At 72.3% G+C, this 24,794-nt stretch carries 22 protein-coding genes; 15 read left to right on the top strand and 7 right to left on the bottom strand.

Annotation, left to right across the window (positions count from 1 at the left end; genetic code table 11):
• Window positions 1-113 precede the first annotated feature (113 nt).
• Entirely contained in the window at window positions 114-395 is a 282-nt protein-coding gene (locus tag VKA29_RS33245) for a hypothetical protein (protein WP_324789763.1), read from the bottom strand.
• A gap of 265 nt (window positions 396-660) precedes the next feature.
• Between VKA29_RS33245 and VKA29_RS33240 the strand changes: the two genes are divergently transcribed.
• Window positions 661-1,500 carry a helix-turn-helix transcriptional regulator gene (locus VKA29_RS33240; RefSeq protein WP_324789762.1) on the top strand — a complete coding sequence of 280 codons (840 nt, stop codon included), beginning with the start codon at window positions 661-663 and terminating at the stop codon, window positions 1,498-1,500.
• On the opposite strand, the gene rph is transcribed toward VKA29_RS33240, so the two are convergent.
• Window positions 1,497-4,139 carry a rifamycin-inactivating phosphotransferase gene (rph, locus tag VKA29_RS33235; protein ID WP_324789761.1) on the bottom strand — a complete coding sequence of 881 codons (2,643 nt, stop codon included), beginning with the start codon at window positions 4,137-4,139 and terminating at the stop codon, window positions 1,497-1,499. The genes VKA29_RS33240 and rph overlap by 4 nt on opposite strands.
• A gap of 497 nt (window positions 4,140-4,636) precedes the next feature.
• On the opposite strand from rph, the gene VKA29_RS33230 reads away from it, so the two are divergent.
• A complete protein-coding gene (locus tag VKA29_RS33230; RefSeq protein WP_324789760.1) occupies window positions 4,637-5,239 on the top strand; it encodes a sugar O-acetyltransferase in 603 nt (200 codons plus the stop codon).
• 162 nt (window positions 5,240-5,401) lie between these two features.
• Here VKA29_RS33230 and VKA29_RS33225 read toward each other — a convergent pair whose 3' ends face one another.
• The gene (locus VKA29_RS33225; protein WP_324789759.1) at window positions 5,402-6,031 is read right to left on the bottom strand and encodes a lamin tail domain-containing protein; all 630 of its coding nucleotides are present in this window, start codon (window positions 6,029-6,031) and stop codon (window positions 5,402-5,404) included.
• Between the two features lie 347 nt (window positions 6,032-6,378).
• The gene (gene thrS, locus VKA29_RS33220) at window positions 6,379-7,602 is read right to left on the bottom strand and encodes a threonine--tRNA ligase (RefSeq protein WP_420718622.1); all 1,224 of its coding nucleotides are present in this window, start codon (window positions 7,600-7,602) and stop codon (window positions 6,379-6,381) included.
• Window positions 7,603-7,941: 339 nt separating this feature from the next.
• Between thrS and VKA29_RS33215 the strand changes: the two genes are divergently transcribed.
• The 3 genes from VKA29_RS33215 to VKA29_RS33205 are packed head-to-tail and all read left to right on the top strand — an operon-like array spanning window position 7,942 to window position 10,300.
• On the top strand, window positions 7,942-8,928 hold the full coding sequence (locus VKA29_RS33215) for a restriction endonuclease (RefSeq protein WP_324789757.1): 987 nt from the start codon (window positions 7,942-7,944) through the stop codon (window positions 8,926-8,928).
• Window positions 8,925-9,602 (top strand): carbonic anhydrase, encoded by a 678-nt coding sequence (locus VKA29_RS33210; protein ID WP_324789756.1) that lies wholly within the window; start codon window positions 8,925-8,927, stop codon window positions 9,600-9,602. The genes VKA29_RS33215 and VKA29_RS33210 overlap by 4 nt, the downstream gene beginning before the upstream one ends.
• A complete protein-coding gene (locus VKA29_RS33205; protein WP_324789755.1) occupies window positions 9,599-10,300 on the top strand; it encodes a class I SAM-dependent methyltransferase in 702 nt (233 codons plus the stop codon). The genes VKA29_RS33210 and VKA29_RS33205 overlap by 4 nt, the downstream gene beginning before the upstream one ends.
• Before the next feature lie 106 nt (window positions 10,301-10,406).
• Here VKA29_RS33205 and VKA29_RS33200 read toward each other — a convergent pair whose 3' ends face one another.
• Window positions 10,407-11,189: a crotonase/enoyl-CoA hydratase family protein gene (locus tag VKA29_RS33200; protein ID WP_324789754.1), complete on the bottom strand. Its 783-nt coding sequence runs from the start codon at window positions 11,187-11,189 to the stop codon at window positions 10,407-10,409.
• A gap of 131 nt (window positions 11,190-11,320) precedes the next feature.
• Here VKA29_RS33200 and VKA29_RS33195 point away from each other — a divergent pair, with 131 nt between their 5' ends.
• The 8 genes from VKA29_RS33195 to VKA29_RS33160 all read left to right on the top strand — a co-directional run bounded on the left by VKA29_RS33195 (window position 11,321) and on the right by VKA29_RS33160 (window position 21,878).
• On the top strand, window positions 11,321-12,655 hold the full coding sequence (locus VKA29_RS33195) for a PLP-dependent aminotransferase family protein (protein ID WP_324789753.1): 1,335 nt from the start codon (window positions 11,321-11,323) through the stop codon (window positions 12,653-12,655).
• A gap of 209 nt (window positions 12,656-12,864) precedes the next feature.
• A complete protein-coding gene (locus VKA29_RS33190; protein WP_324789752.1) occupies window positions 12,865-13,890 on the top strand; it encodes an ArsR/SmtB family transcription factor in 1,026 nt (341 codons plus the stop codon).
• A 389-nt stretch (window positions 13,891-14,279) separates the two neighbouring features.
• Entirely contained in the window at window positions 14,280-14,840 is a 561-nt protein-coding gene (locus tag VKA29_RS33185) for an NAD(P)H-dependent oxidoreductase (RefSeq protein WP_324789751.1), read from the top strand.
• A 444-nt stretch (window positions 14,841-15,284) separates the two neighbouring features.
• Window positions 15,285-17,180: a PQQ-binding-like beta-propeller repeat protein gene (locus VKA29_RS33180; protein ID WP_324789750.1), complete on the top strand. Its 1,896-nt coding sequence runs from the start codon at window positions 15,285-15,287 to the stop codon at window positions 17,178-17,180.
• The gene (locus VKA29_RS33175) at window positions 17,177-18,484 is read left to right on the top strand and encodes an MFS transporter (RefSeq protein ID WP_324789749.1); all 1,308 of its coding nucleotides are present in this window, start codon (window positions 17,177-17,179) and stop codon (window positions 18,482-18,484) included. The genes VKA29_RS33180 and VKA29_RS33175 overlap by 4 nt, the downstream gene beginning before the upstream one ends.
• Window positions 18,468-19,187, top strand: a complete 720-nt coding sequence (locus VKA29_RS33170; protein ID WP_324789748.1) for a GTP cyclohydrolase II — start codon at window positions 18,468-18,470, stop codon at window positions 19,185-19,187. Before VKA29_RS33175 ends, VKA29_RS33170 begins: the two co-directional genes overlap by 17 nt.
• The gene (locus VKA29_RS33165) at window positions 19,184-20,890 is read left to right on the top strand and encodes a WD40 repeat domain-containing protein (RefSeq protein WP_324789747.1); all 1,707 of its coding nucleotides are present in this window, start codon (window positions 19,184-19,186) and stop codon (window positions 20,888-20,890) included. Before VKA29_RS33170 ends, VKA29_RS33165 begins: the two co-directional genes overlap by 4 nt.
• Window positions 20,883-21,878 carry a formylglycine-generating enzyme family protein gene (locus tag VKA29_RS33160; protein WP_324789746.1) on the top strand — a complete coding sequence of 332 codons (996 nt, stop codon included), beginning with the start codon at window positions 20,883-20,885 and terminating at the stop codon, window positions 21,876-21,878. Before VKA29_RS33165 ends, VKA29_RS33160 begins: the two co-directional genes overlap by 8 nt.
• 145 nt (window positions 21,879-22,023) lie before the next feature.
• On the opposite strand, the gene VKA29_RS33155 is transcribed toward VKA29_RS33160, so the two are convergent.
• Window positions 22,024-22,467, bottom strand: coding sequence for an MscL family protein (locus VKA29_RS33155; protein WP_324789745.1), 444 nt, complete (start codon window positions 22,465-22,467; stop codon window positions 22,024-22,026).
• A 148-nt stretch (window positions 22,468-22,615) separates the two neighbouring features.
• Window positions 22,616-23,896, bottom strand: a complete 1,281-nt coding sequence (locus VKA29_RS33150; RefSeq protein ID WP_324789744.1) for an oxygenase MpaB family protein — start codon at window positions 23,894-23,896, stop codon at window positions 22,616-22,618.
• Between the two features lie 137 nt (window positions 23,897-24,033).
• On the opposite strand from VKA29_RS33150, the gene VKA29_RS33145 reads away from it, so the two are divergent.
• Window positions 24,034-24,420, top strand: coding sequence for a TetR/AcrR family transcriptional regulator (locus VKA29_RS33145; protein WP_324789743.1), 387 nt, complete (start codon window positions 24,034-24,036; stop codon window positions 24,418-24,420).
• Window positions 24,405-24,599: a hypothetical protein gene (locus VKA29_RS33140; RefSeq protein WP_324789742.1), complete on the top strand. Its 195-nt coding sequence runs from the start codon at window positions 24,405-24,407 to the stop codon at window positions 24,597-24,599. The genes VKA29_RS33145 and VKA29_RS33140 overlap by 16 nt, the downstream gene beginning before the upstream one ends.
• Window positions 24,600-24,794: the final 195 nt, after the last annotated feature.

The following is a 24,794-nucleotide window of genomic DNA, read 5'->3' as shown; positions in this document are numbered from 1 at the left end:
TCACCGTCTTCACCATGGGGCTGATGTTCCCCTTCGCGGTGGCCGCGCTGCCGCTGTTCCTGCTGCTGCGCCTCCGCCCGTGCAGGGGCGGAGGCCACCGGCAGGCCAGGTGCTCAGCGGTTGGTCCACAGGTTCCACACCCACGGCCACATGGAGCCCTCGGCGCACTGGTAGCGGTCCCAGTGCCCACGCTCGATGCCCTGCTGACCGGCCGTCTGGCAGCCGCCCAGGGTCATGAACTTGCCGCGGTGGATGTCGAGGCCGTCGGCCGCCCGGACGGCTGCCACCTGGTGGGACGCCGCGCTCGGGGCCGCGAGGGCGGGCCCGGCCGAGACCAGGCCGAGCCCGACGACGGTCATCGCCGCGAAGGCGGACAGTGCGGTGCGTGCACGCATGATGGAGATCCTTTCGGTAGGGGTTCGAGGTCGGCCCGTGCGGCATCCGCCGGCACTGCCACGACCACCGGCACGCTCACCCTCGGGGGTGATCTGCTCGGCCGGTATGCCGAGTTTGCACAGGAAGACGCCCCTTGGAAACCAGATCCCGCTTGCTTCACCGATGTCGGGATAAATACAGTCCTGACCTGCCGGGACGCGTCCGTCCCGGGACACGGGACAACCGCGGGACGCGGTCTCTCCCCCGCACGAAAGGCCCTTCGCGATGACCGGCCGACGACCGGACCATGGTGCGGCAGCACGGAAGCTGGGGGACGCGCTGCGGAGCCTCCAGCAGCAGTCGGGGCGCACACTGCGCAGTCTGGAGACCCAGGTCCGTATCAGCGACTCGTCGCTCTCCCGCTACTTCCGCGGGGAAACGGTGCCGGCCTGGACGGTGGTGAGTGACCTTTGCCGGGCCTTGGGTGCGGACCCTGCCGAGTACCGTGCCCTGTGGGAAGCGGCCGACCGCACCCGCCCCGACGAGCCGGCCGACGCCGACGCCGGCACGAGCACGAGTCTTGGCACCGGCACTGGCGCCTCGGATGCTGCCGGTCCGTCAGGCCTTCCCGGCCTCGCCGGGTGGCCCCGGCTGCGCGGGGCCGTGTCCGGTCGCTGGGTCACCGCGGCGGCCGCGGCCGCCGCGGGCGGACTCGCGACGGCGCTGCTGCTTCTCCTGCTTCCCTCGCACGAGGCGCCCGGTGCCGCGCCCGCGCAGGGCGGCACGGGCAGCGCGAGCAGAAGCAGCGACGCCGGTGTCCTCGTCCACAACGTCGAGAAGGCATGCCAGAAACCTCGCACGAACGAATGCGCCCTGTCCCTGGCCTACAGCCCCTACCGCCCCTACGTGACGTCCAACTCGGCCGGCCGTGTCTGGCACCACGACCTGCTCCGCGCCCGGTGCACCATCGCCGACGGCGTCACCGTCACCGACGAGAACCACAAGCACACCAGCATCTGGATCCAGGTCACACGCGGCGGAGAACACCTCTGGCTCCCCGGCATCCGTGTCCGCCCCGACCAGTTGAATCAGCTCACCACCGTGCTGCCCACCTGCCCCTCCTAGGAACCGGTTCCGACCGGACCGCTCTTCCCGGTGCGGTCGGCGGACAGGATTTCGACGTAGCCGTCGGTTCCGTGGACGCGGATCCGCTGCCCGTCCCGGATCAGCCGGGTGGCCCGCTCCACGCCCACGACGGCCGGCAGGCCGTACTCCCGCGCGATGACCGCGCCATGGGTCATCAGGCCGCCCACCTCCGTCACCAGGCCGGTGATTCCGACGAACAGGGGAGACCAACTGGGGTCGGTACAGGCCGTGACCAGGATGTCGCCCGCCTCGAGATCGGCCTGCGCCATGTCATGGACGACGCGGGCCCTGCCCTCGACGGTCCCGGCGGAGACCGGCAGACCGGGCAGGGCACCGGCCGGCACGTCCTGGCGGCGGTACGCACCGGCGACGGCCTCGCCGTCCGAGGTGAGCACCCGGGGCGGTGTGAGCGCGTGGTACGACCGGAAGGCGTCCTTGCGCTGCCGGACGAGCCGCTCGTCCAACCGGTGCGAGCGCACGACGTCGTGAAACTCCTGGAACGTGAGGTAGTAGACGTCCTCCCGTTCGGCAAGCACGCCCTCCCGCACGAGACGCTCGGCCTCCTCCAGGAGGGCCTGCCTGTAGACGGAGTAGCGGCTGACGATGTCGTACTTCGGGTACTCCCGGTATCCGATGAAGGTCCGGACCCGGTCGATCATCCGTTCGGCCTCGTCGGCCTTCCGTCCGCCGTCCGGCAGGTTCCGCAGGCGTGACAGCACGTCCTGCTCCTTCTTGCGCGCCTCCTGCCGTCCCTGCTCGAAGCGCCGCCCGGCGGCGCCCGGTTCGAAGTTCCTGACGTTGCCGAGGATCGCGGGCACGAGAGTGGCGGGCCGCTCGCGCCAACGCGGTCTGGTGATGTCGATCTCGCCGGCGCAGCGCATGCCGTACCGGTCCAGGTACGCCTCGAACGCGGCGCGCGCCTCGGTGCCGCCCGGGAGCTTCGCCAGTTCCTCCAGGAAGTCCTCGTCCCCGACTCCCTGGAGAAAGGCCACCACCTCCGGATGCGGGCGGATCGCATCCGCGACGTCGAGCAGGGCCAGGCCCATCTCCGAGGTGATGTTGCCGGGGGCGGACAGCGTGAGCGTGTCCGCCGCGTTCTTCTCCCCCAGCCATGCCCGCAGCCTGTCGTTGAGCCACCACGTGGCCTCCGTCCCGGCCCTGATCGCCTGGATGCTCAGGGGATCGCCGAGGACGCGTCTGTGCTCCTCGAAGGCCTCCAGCAGGAAGTCGAACAGCGCCGGTCCGGTCTTCGTCCGAATGTCACGCCTCAGGGCGGCGACGGACGCCTGGCTGCGCCCGACCAGCTCCGTGACGACGGCCGGATCGGTCTCGACCGGATCGGGCGGGTCGCCGGCCGGCGGCCCGCCGGGACCGTCGTCCGGGAGCGACGGGACGAAGCCGTCGCCGCGGTCGAGGACGGTCTCCAGCGCGTCCCTGGTCAGCGGATCGGATCTGCCCACGACATCCAGGAGGCCGACGCGGCCCGCGGGCGAAGCCAGCCGCCGGGTGACGTCGACGAACAGTCTCCCGCCGGCCTCGTGCATCGGCACCATGGCCGTCAGCTTCCACATGGAGAGCCCCAAGGGCCTCATGGGGTCGGTCATCATCTGCTGATGACCGACGGAGACGTAGACGTGGTTCTCCCGGTCACCGGTCTCGGGGACGGGGAACAGAGTCGTGATCGGCCGGCTCTGGACGATCTGGAAGCCGTCGTCGTCCAGGCACCATTCGATGTCCTGCGGGCAGCCGAAGTGTGCTTCGATCCGCCGCCCTATCCGCACCAGTTGCAGCACCTGCGCGTCCGTCAGCGCCGGCTGCCGCTGCCGCCGCGGATCGATCACCGATTCCTCGACGCCGCCGGCCGGCAGGGCGTGCACGGCACGCCGCTTGGCGGCGATCGTCCTGGCGACGACTTCGCCTCCTCGCACCTTGAAGACGTCCGGGTCGACCAGACCGGAGACCAGCGCCTCGCCGAGGCCGAAGCCGGCGTCGACGGCGGCGACCTTCCGGTTGCCCGTGACGGGATCGGCCGTGAAGAGGATGCCGGCCGCGTCCGGAAGCACCATCCGCTGCACGACCACGGCCATGTGAACCGTACGGTGGTCGATGTCGTTGCGCCGACGGTAGATCACGGCCCGCTCGGTGAACAGCGAAGCCCAGCACCGGCTGACGTTCCGGAGGACCGCCGCCGGCCCCACGACGTTCAGGTACGTGTCCTGCTGGCCCGCGAAGGAGGCGGTGGGCAGGTCCTCGGCCGTCGCGCTGGAGCGGACGGCGTAGGCGGCCTGCGCGCCGGACCTGGCGAGCGCGCCGGTGATCTCCGCGGCGAGTTCACCCGGAACGGCGACGCCTTCGACGGTCCGGCGGAGCTGCGCGCTCAGCGTGCGGATCGTCTCCCGGTCGTCCGGGTCCGCGCGCGACAGTCGCTCGAGCCGGTCCTCGACCGACGGCGCCTGCGCCATGATCAGCCGGAAGGCTTCCGTCGTCACGCAGAAGCCACCCGGCACGCGGACGCCTTCGACCCGCGACAGCCCGCCCAGGAGGGCACCCTTGCCGCCGACGACCGCGACCTGCGTCTCGTCCGCCTCTTGAAGATCCCACACGTACTGTCCGGTCATCGCGATGCCTCCGCGCCGGCCGTGCTCCGTCGTCGACGACGATTCAGGCACCTCGTGCCCCCAGATCCGCAGGTTGTGGCCATGGCCGACGATTCTGCGCCGTGCCCCGGGTCTTGCCGCAAGCCCCCCGGAGCGCTGTACGTTGAGAGTGGCGAGGAGAGTGCTCTCCTCGCCTTCGTGCTGTTGTCGCCCGCTGGAGCCGATCCGCCCGGCGGCCGGCTGCCGAGAACGCCACCGCGTGGTAGGGGCCCTCATACCCCCGCCGTCCGCGGCCGGTGTGCCGGTTCCCGCAGCGCGCGGCCGGGCACGGCCCGACGACTGGCGCGTCCGCCCCCGGACGCGCCGCGGCCCCGACCGGGTGGTCGGCGGCCGGCTGTCCGAAACGGATCACGGTGTCCCCGCGATGTACGTAGGCTCTGCACGCGCGTGGTCGACGTGGTCGGCCAGGGACGCGCCGGGCCCGTGCCCGCAGGGCTGGACAGAAGGAGCGTTCCGCTGTGACGCGTGCTCACGAGGAAGAAGTCCTGTCCCGGATCGCCGAGGGGCTTGTCTACACCGAGTCGGAAGCGGCCTTCCAGGCCCCTCGGCGCCGTACCGAGCAGATCTTCGAGTACAACCACACACCACCGGGCGAAACGGAGAAGCGCCGGTCGCTGCTCGTCGCGATCTTCGGCTCGGTCGGTGAACGCACGGCCCTGCTACCGCCGTTCCACGCCGCCTTCGGCAGCAACGTACACATCGGTGACGACTTCTTCGGAAACGTGAACCTCACCTTCGTCGACGACGTGGACATCCGGATCGGCGACGGCGTCATGATCGCGCCCAGCGTCACCCTGACCACGACGGGACACCCGGTGCATCCCTCGCGACGCGCTGACTTCGGACGTTTCTCGGAGCCGATCGTGATCGAGGACAAGGTGTGGATCGGCAGCAACGCGGTGGTGCTGCCCGGTGTTCGTATCGGATACGGGTCGGTCATCGGCGCCGGCAGCGTCGTCAGCCGCAGCGTTCCCCCGATGGCCGTGGCGGTCGGAACCCCTTGCCGGGTGGTCCGCCCCATCACGGAGGAGGACCTCACCACCCGCACCGCGGGTGACTGACCGCCGAGGCGACCGCTCTGGTGGCCCGGTCCTGGCACACACCGGAGGATCCGGCCCCGGTGGTCCTTACCGGGCCGGCCGTTCTCACCGCGCCACTCGCCAGGAGTCGCTCGCCAGGAGTGGCGCGGTGCCGGGAACGGTGCGCCGGTCCCCTACGGACCGTCAGTAGCGGCGGTCCGTGCGGCGGTCACCGCCGTCACGCCGCTGGTCACCGTCCCAGCGGTGACCGCCGTCCCAGCGGTGGCCTCCGTCCCAGCGGTGGCCGCCGTCGCGGTGGTGCCGGTGGCGGTCGTCGCCGTCACGGTGGTCACCGTCGCGGCGGTCTCGGCGGTCGCCGCCCCAGGAGAACTCGTCGACGAACCGGCCCCGGTCGTTGCGCAGGGTCGCGGTGTCGTAGTCGTTGTCCCACACGTAGTCGCGGCGGTCCTGGTACAGGTCCTCGGAGGTGTCCCGGCCGATGCCGGTGTGCACGCGGACGGTCGAGCCGCCCTCCAGCCGGACGCGGCGGAAGGTGTAGGTGTAACCGTCCTCGTCGGAGAGGGTCCAGCCGTCCAGGTCGACGGCCCGGCGGGAATCGTTGGTGATGTCCACCCACTCCCTGTTCAGCGAACGGTTGGAACGGTCCTCCCAGCCCGGGGAGTCGTACTGCACACCGCTGATGACCACCCGCTCACGGTACGGGCGGCCATGGCCGTGGTCGGCGGCCGCGGCCGGCAGCGTTACCGCGCCCACGACAGCGGCGGCCACGCCGCACGCGGCGGCCAGACGGCGAGCGGAAGAAGAAACGGACACGAAGTCCCCCTTCACGGGTGCGCACACCCCACGGCGCCGCCAACGGCGCGGGCCGGCAGGGTGTGTGGTGCTGGTGTGCGACCGGTCGGCCGCACACGCACACCCTGCGGCCCTCGTCCCGTCGGACGCGGCACCCGCGGACCGCGGTTACCGATCGCGCACATTCCTGTGACTCTCGGGTGCAAGGCACACGAATGTTCCGCGTATGCCGCATTGACGTCGTATAGGGGGTTTTAAGCGTGGAAGTACGGGCTTGCGGCCATGCGCGGCCGGCTCTCGCCACCCCACCGGCACCACCGCGGTCACCCGAAAGTGCGTAACAACGATCCGTGCGGCGATGCCTGCTGTCAGGTGACGTCGGCCCACAGGTCGGTGCTGTGGGCCCCGATGAGAGCGCCGATGCGGGTGAGTGCCTCGGTGACCGGCTGCGGGTCGAGCCGGCGCCCGTCCCGCAGGCGCAGTGCGACGTGATCGTCAGCGGCCTCCCTGGCACCGATGACGGCCTGGTACGGAACCAGCCGGGCCTCTCGGACACGGGCGCCCAGGCTGCCGCGTTCCGGTCCCGCGATCTCGGCTCGCAGTCCGAGGCGGGCGCAGCGTCGGGCGAGGGCCGCGGCGTTCGGCAGTTCGTTGTCGGAGATCGGGAGAACGACCAGCTGAGTGGGGGCGAGCCAGGCGGGGAAGGCGCCGCCGTGCTGTTCGACGAGGTGGGCGACGGCTCGTTCCACACTGCCGATGATGCTGCGGTGGACCATGACCGGGCGGTGCCTCGCGCCGTCCGCGCCGATGTAGTGCAGGTCGAACCGCTCGGGCTGGTGGAAGTCGACCTGGACGGTGGACAGGGTGAACTCCCGGCCCGCGCTGTCGGTGACCTGGACGTCGATCTTCGGGCCGTAGAACGCGGCCTCCCCCTCGGCCGCCTCGTAGGGCAGGCCGGAGTGGTGGAGGACGTGGATCAGCAGGGCGGTGGACCGCTGCCACTTCTCGGGAGCGTCGACGTACTTCCCGCCGGGGCCCTGGAGCGAGAGCCGGTAGCGGGTCGGGGTGATGCCGAGCGCCGCGTAGGCCCGGCGGATCATCTCCAGCGCCGCCCGCGCCTCCTCGGCGACCTGGTCCAGGGTGCAGAAGATGTGCGCGTCGTTGAGCTGGATGGCCCGCACCCGGGTCAGTCCGCCGAGCACGCCGGAGAGTTCGGAGCGGTACATGCCGCCGAGTTCGGCCATGCGCAGGGGCAGTTCGCGGTAGCTGCGGGAGCGGGAGCGGTAGATCACCGCGTGATGGGGGCACAGGCTGGGCCGCAGGACGACCTGCTCCCCGCCGAGTTGCATCGGGGGGAACATGTCGCCGCTGTAGTGCGCCCAGTGCCCCGAGATCTCGTACAGCTCCCGCTTGCCGAGCACCGGTGAGTACACGTGGCGGTACCCCGCTCGCCGCTCGGCGGCGCGGATGTACTCCTCCAGGGTGTGCCGTACGGTCGCGCCGTCGGGCAGCCAGTACGGCAGCCCGGCGCCGATCAGCGGGTCGGTGTCGAACAGGCCCAGTTCACGGCCGAGTTCGCGGTGGTCGTGCATGGCGGTCTCCTCGCGGACATCGGGCGGGTGACCGCAAGGCGAAGCCCCGGGGCACTCGCCCCGGGGCTTCGGATCAGGACATCTGTCAGCCCGCCGGGACACTCTCCGGCGTCGTCGTCATGGCAGCGCGCTTCATGCGGGAGACGCTAGCAGGGCGCAGCGGTGCCCGCACGGTGATTCCTCGTCACGAGGAACAGAAGGACCGGCGCCGTACCGCCGTACCGAGGCCGGCGGCCGCATCGGGCCAGGACCGGCGAGCGGCGCGGCGGTCAGGATCGGGATCTCGGGGCAGACGGCCCAGTGATCTCCGTGCCGACAACGGGAAGGGGTCTCACCACCGTGACCACACGTACCCGCCGCATACGCCCCGGTGACCGCCGACGGCCCTTCGATCTCCGCGCCACGGCCGTGTTCTTCGCCCTCCTCGCGCTCCTGCTGACCATCACCGGCTTCGCCGTCCGCTCGGCGGCCGGCGCTCTGCGGCACCGCCCGGTGTGGGTCGTGCTCTGCCTCGTCGTGACGGCGACCGTCGTGGCCCTGCACGGGCGCCGGCGCGGATTCTCCGCGAAGCGGACCGCGCACCGGGCCGCCGTGGCCCTGGAGGAGGCGACGCACACCGCCCTCGACGTGCTCGACACGCCGGCGATTCCCGCCCCGGCCGCGCAGGCCGCGGGCAACGCACCGGCGACCGGCTGCGCGGTTGTCCCCGCGCCCCGCCCGGGCGACGACGCGGCGGAGGCGATCACCTTCCAGGGCGACGGGGCGGCCACCGTGCCGGTGGCCGGTGCCGAGGCCCCGAGCGACGCGGCCGGCACCCTCGACGCCTCCGAGACGGTCGCGTACGGGGCCGTACCCGACTACGACGGCTTGGACGCGGACGAGTTCGAGCAGGCGATCGCGGGGCTGTGCGAACGGGACGGATGCTCCGAGGTCGATGTCGTCGGGGGCGCGGGAGACCTCGGCGCCGACGTCCTGGCCGTCGCGCCGGACGGGCGCCGCGTCGTCGTCCAGTGCAAGCGCTACGGCGCCGGAAACCGCGTCGGCTCCCAGGATCTGCAGCGCTTCGGCGGCACCTGCTACACCGTTCACGAGGCCGACGTCGCCGTCGTCGTCACCACGAGCGACTTCACCGCGCCGGCCGCCGAGTACGCCGAGCGGTGCGGCATCGTCTGCGTGGACGGGGAGGCCCTGCGGGCCTGGAGCGACGGCACGGGGCCGGCGCCCTGGAGCGCACCGGCCCCCGAACAGCCCCGGCACCGAGGCGGGAGACACAGACGTGCCCTTGTGCCCCGGCGGGCCGGTGTCCGTCGTAGCCTGCGGCCATGACCGAGACGACTCCTTCCACCCCGGGTGAGGCCTTCGACCTGCTCATGGCGGGCAATCACCGCTTCGCCGCCGGCACACCCCGGCACCCCAACCAGGACGCCGCCCACCGCGCCGGCCTGGCCTCGGCCCAGCGCCCCTTCGCCGTACTGTTCGGATGCTCCGACTCCCGGCTGGCCGCCGAGATCATCTTCGACCAGGGGCTCGGAGACCTGTTCGTCGTCCGCACCGCCGGGCATGTGGCGGGACCGGAAGTCCTGGGCAGCATCGAGTACGGGGTGAGCGTGCTGGAGTGCCCGCTGGTCGTGGTCCTCGGCCACGACCGCTGCGGGGCCGTGGCGGCGACCCGGGAGGTCGTGGCGGACGGTACGACCGCCCGCGGGTACCTGCGGGAGGTGACGGCGCGGGTGACACCCAGCGTGCTGGCCGCGCACGCCGCCGGCGCGAGCGACGACGACGAGTTCATCGACACGCACGTACGGCACACCGTCGACTTCCTCGTGGAGCGCTCCCGGGAACTGGCCGACCAGGTCGCCTCCGGACGCACCGCTGTCGTGGGCCTGTCCTACCGCCTGGCCGAGGGCAACGCCCGGCTGGTCACCTCCCGCGGCCTGGATCTGCCCCCGGGCCCGGTCTCCCGTCGCGACGCCGTGCCGAACGCGGAGCGGCCGGTGTGACGGGCGCGGACGAACGGGTGGCGCGGGTTCGCGAGGTACGCCGTCGGCTCGCGCGCGAGGGGCCGCCGCGGACGCGGGACCGTGAGCGGGACTTCGAGACCGTCACGGTGCCCGAACGCCACTGCGATCGACTGCGCGATCTGCTGGTCTCCGAGCGGGCCGGGAAGGTCGTCGAGATCGGTCTCGCGTACGCCGGCTCCGCACTCGCCATCGGCGAGGCCCTGGCGACCGTCGATCCCCCGCTGCCCCGGCACATCGTCATCGACCCGTTCCAGGAGGGCGAGTACGCCGACGCCGGCTGGGATCTGCTGCGCTCCGCGGGGCTGGAGTCGTTCACCACGCTGATGCCCGTTCCGTCGTCGGCCGCGCTCCCGCAGCTCCTCGGCGAGGGCTTCGTCGCCGACGCGGCCTTCGTGGACGGCAGTCACCGGTTTCACGAGGTCTTCGTCGACCTCTACTTCCTGCGGAAGATCGTCCGGCCCGGGGGTCTGATCGTCCTCGACGACGACTGGTGGCCGTCCGTGCGCAAGGCCGCGCGGTACTACGAGCGCAACACCGGGTGGCAGGTGATCCCCGACGCCTTTCCCGGCGACGCGAGCGGCGCCGGACCGCGGGGCGGACCAGAAGCCCGGTGCAAGGCGTATCGACTGCCCGATCCCGCGTTCGAGCCGTCCTTCGAGGAGTTCCGCGCGTTCTGACCGGCAGGCGAGGGTCACCTGCCGGACGGGAGCGGCACCGCGGATCCGATCGACCGCGGCGTGCGCACCGTGGCGCCGGCCGGAGGGGCGCCGCCTGGCGCGCGGGTCAGGTCCGGCCGGCTGCGGCGGTCCGGTCGAGGAACCGCCGCAGGCCGGTCCGTACGCCGTCGGTGGGGACGGTGGCGGCGAAGCACGCCGCCTCCACCGCCAGTCCCTCGTCGATCGGCAGGTTGACGCCGCGGGTGACCGCGCGCAGGCAGGCCGCCACGGCCGTCGGCGCGTGCCGGATGATCCGTCCGGCCAGATCCCGTGCGGCGTCGAGGAGTTCGCCGGCCGGTACGACGGTGTTGACGAGGCCCAGCTCGGCGGCTCGGGCGGCCGGGATCGGGTCACCGGTCAGGATCATCTCCAGGCCCCGCTTGCGGCCGACGTGTCGTGGCAGGCGCTGGGAGCCGCCGAAGGGAGGCGGGAAGCCGAGGGAGATCTCGGGCTTGGCGAAGGTCGCGTGGTCCGCGGCGATCGCGAGCGGTGCGGCCTCGGTGATCTCGCAACCGCCTCCGTAGGCCAGGCCGTTGACCGCGACGATGACCGGCTTGGGGAACTCCTCGATCCGCCGGGTCAGCGCCTGTCCCCGGCGGACGATCTCGCGCACCGCTCGTTCGGGCCCGCCGGCGATGCTGCCCGCCAGGGAGGGGATGTCCGCGCCGGCACTGAACGCCCTGTGCCCCGCGCCGGTCAGGACGACCGCCCGGATGCCGTCGTCGGCGTCGACGAGGTCGAGCCGGGCGAGCAGCGCGTCGATCGTCGGGTAGTCGAGGGCGTTGAGCTTGTGCTCCCGGTCGATGGTGATCACCGCGACCTGGTCGTCCCGCTCGATGCGCACGGTCATGCCGCCACTCCGTTTCGTCTGGGTTCGGACCCGCCGAGGCTACGAGCGGTGGCCCAGGACGATCCACTGATTGTCCTGGATACACTGGCGCCCTTCCACGACCCTCCTCCCCGACGGACGGCAGGTGCCGCATGCGACCGTCCTCCTACCGGGCCGTCGTCGACGAGTTCGCCGGGGCCATCCGCTCCGGCGCGATCCCGGCCGGCGCCCGGCTGCCGACGCATCGCGCCCTCGCGCGCGAGCGGCGGATCGCGCTGGCCACGGCCACCCGCGTCTACGCCGAACTCGCCGCGCTCGGCCTGGTCATGGGAGAACCGGGCCGGGGCACGTTCGTCCGGGTGCGGTCCGGCTACGACGGCCTCGAACCGTCGCGCGCTCTGCCGGTGCCCCGGACGGCGGACCTGTCGTTCAACCAGCCCCTGGCGCCCGGACAGGCCGACCTGCTGCGGCGGGCTCTGCGCACGATGGCGGTGTCGGGAGACGTCGAGGCGCTGCTGCGGCAGCACCCGCCGGGCGGACACCGGCACGACCGGGCGGTCGTGGCGACCTACCTGCTGGGGCGGGGGATCGACACGGTGCCGGACGACGTCCTGCTGACGAGCGGGACCCAGCAGGCGCTCGACGTCGTGCTGCGCGCGCTCACCCGGCCCGGTGACGTCCTCGCCGTCGACGCGCTCAGCTACCCGGGCATCAAGCTCCTCGCCGCGGCGCACGGCCTCGACCTGGCCCCCGTCCCGGTCACGGCCGTGGGACCCGACTTCGACGCGCTCGACGAGCTGTGCCGCGCCCGGCCCGTCCGTGCGGTCTACACGATGCCGACCGTGCACAACCCGCTCGGCTGGGTACTCGACCGGGAACAGCGCGACAGGCTGGCCGCCCTCGCCCGCGCGCACGACTGCCTGATCGTCGAGGACGGCACCTACGCCTTCCTCGAACCCTCCCCGCCGCCACCGCTGCAGGCCCTGGCGCCCGAACGCACCTGCTATGTCGCCGGCCTGTCCAAGAACCTGGCACCCGGCCTGCGCTTCGGCTTCGCCGTACTGCCCGGCCGTCATCTGAAGGCCGCCGTGAGCGCGCTTCGCACCGCGGCCTGGGGGACGCCGGGAGTCGTCACCGCACTCGCCACCGGCTGGATCGCCGACGGGACGGTCACCCGCCTGGAGGAAGACCGCCGCGAGGACGCCGCCGCCCGGCAGGACATCGCCCGTGCCGCGCTCGCCGGCCTGGACATCACGGCACACCCGGTCTCCTACATCGTGTGGGTCGGCCTGGAGCCGCACCAGCGCCCCGATCACGTCGCGGCCGTGCTCGCGGAGGAAGGGATCCTCGTGTCCACCGCGGACGCCTTCGCCACCGGCCCGCACCGCCCCCACGCGCTCCGGCTGGCGCTGGCCACCCCGCCCCGGGACGAACTCGGCGCCGCGCTGCGCTGCTTGAAGGACGCCATCGACGCCATCCCCCCGTGACGCGGCCCCGACGTCGGTACGGCGTGACGGTGAGCCACGGTCGGCGGGCGACGCGCCCCTCGCGCTTCGTACCGTCGCGGATCCGCCCCCTGCCCGGAACCACATGATCCGGTGATCAGGCCTGCCACCGCGGCGTTCCGTGTCAGGATTCGAGCAGGTTCGAAGGGACGGCCGCGCGGCCGGCGGGGGAACGGACACCGGGGAGAGGCATGATCGAGCTGACCGTGGACGCCGCCGGGCTCGCCCGTTCCCGCTTCTCGGTCTCGCCGTTGCACGAGGTCGTCGCGACGCTGCTGCCGTGGGGCCTGCGACCGGGCCCGGACGCCGCTCCGTGGGTCGCCCGTACGCGGCGCGTGCTGCGCCGGGCCAAACTGCCCCTGCTGTCCGAACTGGCGCTGGAGCAGGGCGGATACGTGCCCGACTTCCTCAGCCCGCACCCGTGCGGCCCCTCCCCCACCGTCGAGGAGGAGCTGGAGCGGGTCCGGTGCACCCCGCCTGAGCGTGTGCTGGGCGAGTTGCAGGCGTTGCGGGACGGACGGCCGCGCCACGGCCTCGACGGTTCCGAGCTGCCGGCCGGGGTGCGGCGCGCCCTGGCGCGGGGCGGCGCGCACGTGGCCCGGCAGGCCGCGGACGAGATGCGGCGCTACTGGGAGCTGGCCTTCGCCCCGCACTGGGAGGCGGCCAAGGCCGCCCTCGACGCGGAGGTCGACCGGTGCGCCGGCGTGCTGGCCCGGCACGGCGCGGCCACGCTCTTCAACACGCTGCACCCGGGCATCCGCTGGGCCGACGGCACGCTGCGCGTGGACAGCCGGTTCCGGATCGCGCTGCCCGTGCCCCTGGTGGTCGTCGTGCCGTCACTCGTGGCGTCCGGGCCGGGCGTGGCCGTGGATCCGACGCGCGCGGGAGACCGGCCTCCGATGCTCGTCTATCCCGTGCGCGACAAGGCCGTCACCAGCGCCATCGCCCCGGCGGTCCCCTCCGCCGAGGTGGCCCGGCTGCTCGGGCCCACCCGCGCCGGGCTGCTCACCGCACTGGCGCGGCCCGCCTCCACCGCGCAGCTGGCGGCACGTCATTTCCTCAGCCCGGCCACGGTCTCGTACCACCTGGGTGTACTGCACCGGGCCGGCCTCGTCGCCCGCGCCCGGTCCGGCCGGTCGGTGCTCTACCGCCGCACGCCCGAGGGATCCCGGCTGGCGGAGAGCCGGAACACCGACCTGAAGAGAATGAGCCGGTAAAGAAACGATCAACTGGCTTGACATGTCTGAAATCGTGCACCCCGCATCGCGGTCGTAACAGATCCCTTCGGACGTCTCCGCTGCCTCTGCGGGGCGCGCGCCGGCCCGCGCCTCGGGATCGACCGTTCCGGACGGGCTTGCGTCGCTTCCGTGAACGGTGCGGCCCTCCGGGGCCAGACGAAAACAGGACGGCCAAGTTCCGCCTGGTGCCCCGTGGCCCGCCGTGCGAACGTTCGGTCGTGTGCGGCAGTGATGTCCATGCGACCGGAGGGACGGAAAAGTCATCGTGGTGACGACGATGGTGACGTTCGAGTCGGCTGTGAGAGTCCACGCCCTTCATGACCGTGCCCCCGCCGCCGACCGCGCCCCGCGCGGATGAGGAGCGAGGCGTGACCACGATTCTCCTGGTGTCGGGCAGTCTGCGGCGGGGGTCGGTCAATTCCGCCGTCATCGCGACCGTGCGCCGGATCCTCACCGCGCACCGCCCCACGGTCAGGACGCCCGGCCTCGACCTGCGGGCCCTGCCCTACTACGACGAGGACGTGGACGCGGTCGACGGGTCCGCGGCCGTACGTGAGGCCCGCGCGCTGGTGGAGTCGGCCCACGCACTGATCATCAGCACCCCCTCCTACAACGGAGAGGCACCCGGCGTCCTGAAGAACGCGCTGGACTGGCTGTCCCGCCCCTGGGGGGACAGCGCGCTCACCGGCAGACCGGTCGCGGTGGTGACCGCGTCGTCCGGGCCCAAGGCCGGAGCCGAGGCGAGACCCGGTCTGCACTCCGTGCTGGAGCGCGCGGGCGCCGTCCTCGTCGACCATGTGCCGGTCGCCATCGGCAACGGGGAGGCGCTGCCGTCGGACGCCTTCGGCTTCACCGCCCCCTCCGTCGTCGCCTCGCTGGAGAGCCTGGTGGAGGCGACCCTCGCGCAGCGCGTTCCACTCCTGCGATAGCGGCCGGCACCCCCTGTAGCCCTACCTCCTCGGTGGCCGGCATTCCACGGCCGCCACGGGGGCGTTGCTCGACCGGACGCCTCCTCGTCCTGTTCCCCGGTGACCGAAGGCGAGGTGATCCCCATGTCGAAGCCCGTGCGCCGCGTCCTGCGAGGCGAGATCTGAGCGCCGTAGCAGGCGAGCCGACCGGCGGTTCGCGAACCGACGAGATGCAGGCGAGGAGGTGATCTTCATGACCAAGCCCGTGCGCCGCGTCCTGCGCGGCGAGATCTGAGAACGGTGATCCACGTCGGAACCGTTTCCCGGGGAGGGCGCCGAGCCTTCCCCGGGAAGCGGCCGGCGTCACCGCTCGGCCTCCGGCGCCCGGACGGCCCACCGCGCGGCCCGCCGTACCCGGTGCGCCGTTCCCCGTCTTCCCACCTTGCACCCAGGAGGATCGTGCACGTGCCGAACGAAGATCGCATCACCCGTATCGTCCACCGGCCCGGGCACGGGATCCTGGCGGCCGACGTCCGAGGCGCCCTGCACTGGTTCGACGCGGATCTGAACCGCGTCCGGTCCTCCTCCTCCAGCGTGGCCGCGCAGGATCCGGCGGGGGACCCGGTGTACGCGATCGCCTTCACCGACGACGCGGTCGTCACCCGCGACAAGATCGGCAACATCTCGCGCTGGGACCTGGACAGCCTTGCCCTGACCGACCGGCTGGACGCGCGGGCCACCGCCGACCGTGCGCTGCTGCTGGAGGGCGAGCAGCCGTCGCCCACCATGCTGCGCGGCGTCGGGGTCTGGGACGGCAAGGCCTACCTCGACAACGGCTACTTCCAGTTGGTCGTCATCGACCTCGCCACGTTCACCGTCGACCGGATCGTCCCCTGGCCCCACGGCTACGACATGCTGGAGTGGTTCTGCACCGACGCGCCCGGCATCCACGCCGTCTCCGACCGGCACGGCCGGATCCACCTCGGTTCGCTGGACGACCTGGCCTTCCCGACCGTGGTGGAGATCGACACCTCGAACGTGCACCGCGTGCTGTACGACGAGCGCCACCAGCGGTTCTGGGCGACGACCGACGCCGGCATCGGCGACCATTACAAGATCGCCAACGGCGTGGTGACCGTCCGGCTCGACGGAACGGTCGAGCAGCGGCTGGACTTCGCCCGCAACGACGTCGAAGGGCTCGCGTTCTCCAGCGACTTCTCCCGCGCCTACTGCGGCGGATTCGACGGCGAGCTGCTCATCTTCGACAACTCGGCCCCGGAGCTGACCGTGGCCGACCGGGTCCGCGGTTTCCCGCACCAGATCATCGACGTGACGGTCGGGGACGGTGACCGGGTCTACGTCCTCACCCAGGACGGCGAGGTGACCGCGCTCGGCCCGGACGGGCGGCACATCGGCTCGCTGCGCTACGCACGGCAGTGCGTCTGGGACCTCCAGCCGTTGCCCGGCGACGGCCCGTCGCTGCTGGCCGCGACCGATGACGGCACCGCCCGGCTGCGCCTGGTGGAGCCCGCCCCGGGACACCCGTCGCTGCGGGTGACGGACCGGTACGTCAGCGGGCTCGGCTTCACCCGCCGGGTCACCGTCGCCGACGACGGCTGGGCGGGCGTCTTCTGGCCGTCCACCGTGCGCCGGGTGTCGGGCGGCGGGGAGACACTGTGGGAGCGGGAGCTGCCGGGCATCGTCCACACCCTCGCCCAGTCGCCGGACGGCACCCGGCTGCTGGTCGCGTGCAACGGCGGCGGCATCGAATTCGACGCGGCCACCGGCGCCGAGACCGGCCGCATCGAGGACCTGCCCGCGAGCGCCTGGGCGAGCGCCTACCTCCTCGACGGACGGCGGCTGCTCGCCACCCGCAACGGTCTGATGAACGCGTACGCGGCGGACTCCACGGCGACCTGGACGGCGGAGCTGGGCAACTACCCCAAACGCCTGATCGTGGAAGGTGACCGGGTGCGGGCCACCGGGGGCGGCGGGATCAAGGAGTTCGAGGTCGGCGGCGACAAGATCGACCAGCGCTACAGCGAGCTGCTCGACAACACCACCGAGAACTGCGCCGTCATCGAGGGCACCGTCTGCGCGATCACCTACGGCATGCAGATCGCCGCCTACGACCAGGAGTCCGGCGAACTCCTCGCGCTGCACGAGGACCTGCCGGACTTCCCCAAGGGGATGGCGGCCGTGCGCGGACCGCACGGCGACCCGTACGTCGTCGTGGGCGGGCGGGGCGGCTACGTGCGCCTGTACCGGCTGGACCGGAGCGGCGGCGCCGAAGTGCTCACGGCGGTACGTGATCTGTGGCTCCCCGGATCGCCCGTCGATGTGACGGTCACGCGGCCGTGACGGGGCCCGCCTCGGCCGGAGAGAAGGCCCAGCCGACCGGTCCGGACGACGAGTTCGAGCCGTCCCCCTTCCGCAGCCGCCGGTTCGTGATCTTCGCTCTCGGCAACACGGTCAACAACATCGGGGAAGCGGTGTACGCCACGGCGCTGCCCCTCCTCATGTACGAACTGACCGGCTCACTGGCCGTGATGACCGTGCTGGCCGGCGCCGTGCCGGTGGCCCTGCTGCTCGCACCGTCCCTCGGGGTCGCCGCCGACCGCTGGGGGCCGCGGGTGCTGGTGGTGCCGGGGCTGCTCCTGCAGGCCGCGGCAGCCCTGGCGATGAACCTGCTGCTGCGCGAGGGCGTCCACGACACCGCCCTGCTGTTCGTCTGCGCGCTGCTGCTCGCCACGGGAGGCACGGCCTACCGCACCGGCTGGATGACGGGCATCCCCGGCATGTTCCCCGCGTGCAAGGTGCGCGCCCGCGGCACCCTGAACAGCCTGTTCTTCGCCTCCACCCTGATCGGCCCGCTGATCGTGACGGCCACGCTTCCGTGGCTGGACTACTCCGGGCTGCTCTGGTTCAACCTGCTGACGTTCTTCGCGCCCATCGTCGTGTGGGCCCTGGGCATCCACCCGCCGGCCTCCCGCTCCGCCGCCGGCCCGGGAACCGGGTCCACGTCCTGGAAACTGACGGAGGGCTGGCGGGCGATCCGGGACGACCGCCGCATCCTGGCCATGCTGGCGGCGCAGATCTCGCTGGGCATCGCCTGCGGCGCCGGCCTCAACACGCTCATCATCTACGAACTCGGCCACACCTGGCGTCTCTCGGCCCGGGAGGCGGCCACCGCGCTGACCGTGATGAACGTGTGCATGCTCGCCGGAAACCTCCTGGTGGCCCAGCGGAAACGGTTCCGTCCGCGGCTGTCGCTGGTCCTGGGCATGACCGTGCGTGCCGTGTCGCTCCTCCTGTTCGCCGTGCCCTCGTGGCCGTTGTTCCTCGTCGCCCTCGCGCTCGGTGCGGTGGGGCAGGGCGCGGTGCTGAGCACGGCGGTGATGATGCGCGTGAAGTTCCTTCCCGCCACCGTGCTGGGCCGGGCCTCGGGACTGCTGTGGCTGCTCACCGGCGGGGCCGCGCTCCTCTCCCCCGTGGTGACGCCCCTGCTCAGCGGTGTCCTCGGGGCCCGCCCGGCGTTCCTGGTCCTGGCCGCGGTGGCGGGCGCCGGACTGTGGTACGTGCACGCGACACGCGGCGCCTGGACGACGGTCGTCCCACCCGTAGAGCCGGCAGAGAAGGAAGTGACCGATGAACCAGCTGCGTGACCACGCCGCCCGCGACGTCCCGGCCGCCGCGTCCGTCCCGCCCGGTCCCACCGTGCCGTCCGCCACCGCCGACGGTGGTCCGGCGACGCTCCCCCCGGCCTCCGTGCGGACCACCGTGCGCATCCCCATCGACGTCGGATCGGGTGAGCCGATGCCCTCGCAGGCCGTGACGTTCAGCGGACTGGTCGACCCGCACGAGCACATCGCCGTACGGCTGGGGCCGGACACTCCCGTCCCGCTCGTCCGGCTGCACTCCGAATGCCTGACCGGCGACGTGTTCGGCTCCGCCCGGTGCGACTGCGGTCCTCAGCTGCGGGAGGCGCTGCGGCACATCGGCGAGGTGGGCGGCGTCCTGGTGTACCTGCGGCAGGAAGGCCGCGGCATCGGGCTCTACAACAAGCTGGACGCCTATCTCCTCCAGGAACGCGGCATGGACACCTTCGAGGCCAACCGCGCGCTCGGCCTCGGTGAGGACCTGCGGGACTACGCCGTGGCGGCGCAGATGCTGCGCGCCCTCGGGCACACGGAAATCGATCTGCTCACCAACAACCCCGACAAGCGGTCCCAGTTGACGGGCTACGGGGTCGCCGTCCGGCGCACCGTGCGCACCGGCGTCTTCGCCAACCCGCACAACACCGCCTACCTCATGGCCAAGGTCGTCCAGACCTCGCACTCCCTTCGTCTGGAGGAGAAGACAGCGTGATACGGCACAACGGTCCGATCAGCGGCGTCGCGGCCTTCGGCGGTGCCCACGTCGCCACGGCCGGGTACGACAACCAGGTCGTCCTGTGGGACGCCCGCCGCCGTGAACCCCTCGCCCGCTCCTTCCACGACCATCTCGCCAACCAGGTCGCGTTCAGCCCGGACGGCAGCAGCCTGCTCAGCGCGTCCAGCGACTACACCGCCCGCCTGTGGTCGGTCCCCGACCTGCGTCTGAAGGCGGTCTACGGCGAGCACGAGGACGACGTGGAAATGGCCGCGTTCCACCCCTCCGGGCAGCTCGTCGCCACCGCGTCGCGCGACCACCGCGTCCGGGTCTTCGAGGTGTCGGGGCGGCTGGTGGCGACGTTCGAGGGGCACACGGCCGATGTGATCTCCGTGGAGTGGTCGGCGGGCACCGACGAGCTGCTGTCCTCCAGCGACGACGGCACGATCAAGCGCTGGTCCCTGGGATCCGGTCGGATGGTCGCCGACATCGACCTCGACGGCGTGGAGACCGACACCATCGCCATCACCGGAAGCGGCGTGGTCTACGCGGGCAACGACGACGGCGCGATCATCAGGATCGGGGACGGGAGCACCGCACGCCACCCCGCCCACGACGCGGGCATCAAGCGGCTCGTCCACCACGCCGCGACCGGGCGCCTGGTCAGCCTCAGCTACGACCGGACGGTGCGCGTCTGGGACACCTCCGACGGCCTCGTCCGCCGGCACGTCGCCGAGTTCCCCGCCGAGATCTGGGCGCGCTCCTGCGCGTTCGTGGACGACACGACGCTGGCGTTCGCCACGTTCGGGTCCGCGTACGCCACGTACCGCCTCGACACCGGCGCATGGGACCTGACCGGCGTCGAGCCGACCCGGTGCGTCAACGCCGTCACCACGGTCGACGGCAGGGTCTGCACCGTCGGGGACGCGGGGGTGGTCCGCGCGGACGGACAGCCGCTGTCCGAGCCGGGCAGCCTGTGCAACTTCCTCGTCGAGGCCGGCGGCCGGATCCTGACCGGCGGTCAGCTCGGCCGGGTCTTCGACGCCGCGACCGGCGAGATGCTCCACCAGCACCGCTCCCCGCTGAACTGCGCGACGGGATTCGTCCGCGAGGGCGTACCGCACGTGGTCGTCGGCGCGTACACCGGTGAGGGCCTGGTGTTCGCCCTGCGGCAGGACGGCACGACCGCGCACGTGGCCACGCTGCCGCTGCACTCGGGCGCGGTCAAGGGAGTGGCCGTCTCCGGGGACACGCTGTTCGCCGTCTGCGCGGACGGCTCGGCGAGCTGGTTCTCCGTCAAGGCCCTTCGGGAGACCGGCCGGCTCCCCGACGCCCACGGAAAGATCGCGAACGGCTGTGCCGCGCTCACCGGCGGACGGTTCGTCAGCGTCAGCCGGGATCTCCGGCTGCGCGTCTGGGAGGGGGAGAGCGCGCGCACCGTCTCCACGCCGCACGACCACTCCATCAAGTGCGTGGCGGCGTCCCGCGACGGGCGACTGGTCGCGACCGGCTCGTACTCGGGCGTGGTGGCGGTCCACGACGTGCGCACCGGCGACTGGCCGCACGTCAGCCGGCCGACCACGGCCGGCATCTCCTGCCTGCACTACGACGCGGCCGGGAACCGCTTCCTCGCCTCCTCCTACGACGGTGACGTCTACCCGGTCCCCGCGGCTCCGGCTCCGGGCGGCGCGCGTGGATGACCTCGCGGCCGGCGCGGCCGGCGTCAATCCCAACCTGCTCGACGACCGGACGGCGCTGGGGCTGCCCGCCTCGTTCGTCGACCGGGTCGATCCCCGGCGGCTCGGCGCCCGGTGCCGCCGGCTCGCGGGCACCGCGCCGCGGGAGCTGGCCCGGCTGGCCGAGGATCCGGGAGCCGACTTCCCGACCCGGCTGGCCTGCGGAATGCTCCTGGCGCTGCTCGGCGACCCCCGCATCGACGTCGACCGGCCGGTCATGCTGGACGTTCCGGCCGCCCGCGTCCGGCTGGGTCTGCACCCCGACCGGGTGGACGCCGTGGTCGAGGCCTGGAGCCATGTCGGGGTCGTGCGCGACTGGATCGTCAAGGAGACCCCCGAGTACGAGACGTGGATCCCGTCCTTCCGGATCGCCCGGTACCCGGTGACCAATCAGGAGTACCGGACCTTCCTGACCGAGCGCCCCGGGACACCGCTGCCCTCGTCGTGGCAGTTCGGGGTGTACCCGCCGCACCTGGCCAACCACCCGGTGTGGAGCGTCGCCCCCGAGGACGCCGACGCGTACGCGGCCTGGCTGGCCCACCGCACCGGGCGGGCGTTCCGGCTGCCCACGGAGGCGGAGTGGGAGTACGCCGCCTCGGGCGGGGACGGCAGGGCGTACCCGTGGGGCGAGGAGGCCGGGGACGGCCTGGCGAACACCGTGGAGGCGGGCCCGCTGAGCACCACGCCGGTGGGCATCTATCCGACCGCCCGCAGCCCGTTCGGCGCGGACGACATGGCCGGCAACGTGGAGGAGTACGTCGCGGACGACTACCGCCCCTACCCGGGCGGCCCGGCCGTCGACGACGACCTCGCCGCGGGCCGTGCCTCCTACCGCGTGGCCCGGGGCGGCAGCTTCACCCGCTACACCGACCTGGCCCGCTGCCGCCGCCGCCACGGCAGGCACCACCGGGCGTTCTACGCGATGGGCTTCCGCCTCGCCGAATCCCCGTGACCTGCCGGTCGGGAAGCGTCTGCGGGCAGGGGGCGCCGGACCCGGTCCGGGCGCGAGGAAGCCGTCCGGGGACGGACCGGACGCAGGTCCGGGACAACCTCTCTGCCTGCCGGGTCGCTCGTCCGGGTGGCCGGCGCCGACTGCCTCACGGGTGCTGTGCCGTGCCCGCCGCGGGCTGCTCCGTTCCGCAGTACCGGCACTTGCCGGCCGCGGCGGGCAGGTCCTCGGAGAGGCACGCGGGGCACGTCTTCACCGCACCGGCCTCCTTGAAGGCGGCCACACCGCGCCGGGCCTGGACCTTCTTGTACGGCACCACGATCAGGAAGTAGACGACGGCCATGAAGATGACGAAGTAGATGACCGCCGAGATGAACGACCCGATGTCGAGGAAGGTCGCCTTGTTCCCGGGCCGCCCGAGCTGCCAGCCGAGCCCGAAGGTCCGGCCTCCTTGCGCCCGCGCGATGATCGGGTTGATCACATTGTTCGTGAACGACATGATGAGGGTGTTGAACGCCAGCGCGACGATCAGTCCGACCGCCACGACGACGATGTCGCCCCGCATCAAAAAGTTCTTGAATCCCCTGAGCATCTCGTCTCTCCGCGTCGGCGCTGATTCGGCTGGTTCGGCCGATTCGACTGATTTGTCGTCAGAACGCTAGCGACCCGGCGCGGTGAGGCGACGTGTGACGCGCGGGAATCGACCGTCCTCCCGGGCGGTCGTCGGCCGGCGCCGGTGCTCAGCGCCTGATGTCGATCGGCGCCACGTCGGGGACTCGGCCGCGGAAGTACCGGCGCAGGTTGCGCCGGATGAAGCGGTCACCACTGCGCAGCAGGTACCGGCGGCCGGCCTCGGCGCGTCCGAGGACCTGGTGGCGGAAGAGGTTGGCCACGATGATCGGTGGCACGGCCCAGGGCAGGGCCGGCGGCAACCGCAGGTCGCGCATGCCCCGGCGGCCGAGGAAGTAGCGCAGCATGCTCAGCAGTCGCGCGCGTGCGTAGGCCCGCCTCAGCCGGGCGAATCGCGGGAACCACAGCTCGCCCTGCGCGTCGACGAGCGCGTTGGCCAGGGGCGGACCGGCCGAACCGCCGTAGCTCTGGGTGAGGAGCAGGTGGTAGTTGAACCGGTGCTGCTGGAGCTCTCGGTCGTGCAGCCAGTCCTCGTCCACCCCCATCAAGTGGCCGACGTACTTCCACAGGTGCATGAACGCCCGGGACTCGGCGCGGGTGACGCGCACGCCGAGCAGGCGGACCCCCAGCAGCTGGACCGCGTTGAAGAGGCCGAGGGTGGCGGCGAGATCGGCCTGGTTGACCGGGAGTCCCCAACGATCCGCCTCCCAGCGGCCGTTGTGCTCGATCTGGTGGTTGACCAGGGCGTGCATGAGACGGACGTGCACCGTGAGCCGAAATCCCGCCCCGTCGCGGCGCATGGCGTCATGACCGCTGACCGCCGTCGCCCACTGCTGGGTCTCGGCGATCCGCTGGAGGGCGGACACGCCGGTCAGGCCTCCGGTCTCGACCAGCACCCGCGGCGGCCCGTCGAAGCGGTAGGAGCCGATCAGCGCCAGTTGCAGCATGACGTCGGCGGCACTGCGGCCGAACCTCCTGGCCACCCGTCCACCCTCGTTGACCAGGTCGAAGTCCACCCAGTCCGGTACCGGGTCGACGGCGGCGAAGAAGTCCTTCAGCGGTTGCGGAGGATCGGGCACCGCGCCGATGCCGTCGGCGAGCGCCCGGCGGAACTGCCTGATCGTGACCTTGTCCGGATCCGTGGTGTCGCTGCGCAGCGCGTTCGCCAGGGCGGCTCCGACCTCGTCGCGCGCCATGAGCCGCCTGCCCATGGTGGCCAGGAGTTCCTCGTCCACACCGCCCCGGCCGATCAGCAGCAGGCGGAGCGGCCGTCCCTGACGACGGTTGAGGGCCTCGGTCTCCCGGAAGCGCCGGGGGAACCGGGACGACGGGGGTCCCAGGTCGCTCGCCCCGGCAGAGGTGTCGACCCGCGATGACTCGTGTGCGACCATGAGTCGATGCTGACCGACCACCGTGCTCGCGTTCAATTCGCGTCCTGATCCGCATGTCATCGCCTCGTCGGCAGGCGCCACGGGATCCGGGCACTCGCGTTTCCCCGCGCGGGACACCACGGCAGGAACGGTCGCGGATGATGGTGAGGCGGATCCTCGACGCCGGCGAGCAGACACTTTCCGAGTACGGCTACGAAGGCGCCTCCACGAGCCGGATCGCGGCGACGGCGTGCATCAGCCCCGGCTCGCTGTACCAGTACTTTCCGCACAAGGACGCGATCGTCCTGTCCGTCCTGGAGCACTACGGCGATGAACTCGTCTCACGGGTCACCGCACGGATGACCGAGCAGTTCGAGCAGCCCGCGCCGGTGATCGTCCACGGCACGCTCGCCGTGCTGCTCGACGGACTCGACGTGGCACCGCCGTTTCTGCGCGCGGTCGTCGAGCACGGCCCCGGCTCGACGACGGCCGCGCCCTGCGGGTCGTCGAGGAGCGGATCGGCGAGCTGGTGCTGGCCTACCTGACCACACAGCGTCCGGGGCTGCGATCGGACGCCTCTCCGGAGACAGCGGTCTGGATGCTGGTGCGCATGGTCGAGCACCTCACCGTGCGCTGTCTGCTGGACAGGCCGCCCATCCCGAGAGAACGGTTCCTGGAGGAGCTCACCCATCTCGCCCTGAGCCATCTGCGGCCGGTGCCGTGAACCGGTTGGGCGTCCCGGCGCAGTCGGACCGGGCCTGCTCGTCGGGGGAGGGCACGTAGGCGTCCGGCGGAAGACCGTACCCCGGTGGCGTCCGGGGCGGCGGAGCCGGGGACGGTCGTGTTCCGTCCGTCCCGCGGGCGCGGCCGCGTCCCGGCCCGCCGGGGCAGCTCCCGTCGGCCGTGCCGCCTCCTCCAG

Source organism: Streptomyces sp. H51 (genome assembly GCF_035656535.1).
Classification (GTDB): Bacteria; Actinomycetota; Actinomycetes; order Streptomycetales; family Streptomycetaceae; genus Streptomyces.
This window is presented reverse-complemented; position numbering and strand designations above follow the sequence as displayed.

Excerpts from the sequence above, each read along its gene's own strand:
- VKA29_RS33245 (WP_324789763.1), bottom strand. The coding sequence starts at position 395 with ATGCGTGCACGCACCGCACTGTCCGCCTTCGCGGCGATGACCGTCGTC.
- VKA29_RS33240 (WP_324789762.1), top strand. The coding sequence starts at position 661 with ATGACCGGCCGACGACCGGACCATGGTGCGGCAGCACGGAAGCTGGGG.
- rph (WP_324789761.1), bottom strand. The coding sequence starts at position 4,139 with ATGACCGGACAGTACGTGTGGGATCTTCAAGAGGCGGACGAGACGCAG.
- thrS (WP_420718622.1), bottom strand. The coding sequence starts at position 7,602 with ATGCACGACCACCGCGAACTCGGCCGTGAACTGGGCCTGTTCGACACC.
- VKA29_RS33210 (WP_324789756.1), top strand. The coding sequence starts at position 8,925 with ATGACCGAGACGACTCCTTCCACCCCGGGTGAGGCCTTCGACCTGCTC.
- VKA29_RS33200 (WP_324789754.1), bottom strand. The coding sequence starts at position 11,189 with ATGACCGTGCGCATCGAGCGGGACGACCAGGTCGCGGTGATCACCATC.
- VKA29_RS33195 (WP_324789753.1), top strand. The coding sequence starts at position 11,321 with ATGCGACCGTCCTCCTACCGGGCCGTCGTCGACGAGTTCGCCGGGGCC.
- VKA29_RS33190 (WP_324789752.1), top strand. The coding sequence starts at position 12,865 with ATGATCGAGCTGACCGTGGACGCCGCCGGGCTCGCCCGTTCCCGCTTC.
- VKA29_RS33170 (WP_324789748.1), top strand. The coding sequence starts at position 18,468 with ATGAACCAGCTGCGTGACCACGCCGCCCGCGACGTCCCGGCCGCCGCG.
- VKA29_RS33155 (WP_324789745.1), bottom strand. The coding sequence starts at position 22,467 with ATGCTCAGGGGATTCAAGAACTTTTTGATGCGGGGCGACATCGTCGTC.
- VKA29_RS33150 (WP_324789744.1), bottom strand. The coding sequence starts at position 23,896 with ATGGTCGCACACGAGTCATCGCGGGTCGACACCTCTGCCGGGGCGAGC.
- VKA29_RS33145 (WP_324789743.1), top strand. The coding sequence starts at position 24,034 with ATGATGGTGAGGCGGATCCTCGACGCCGGCGAGCAGACACTTTCCGAG.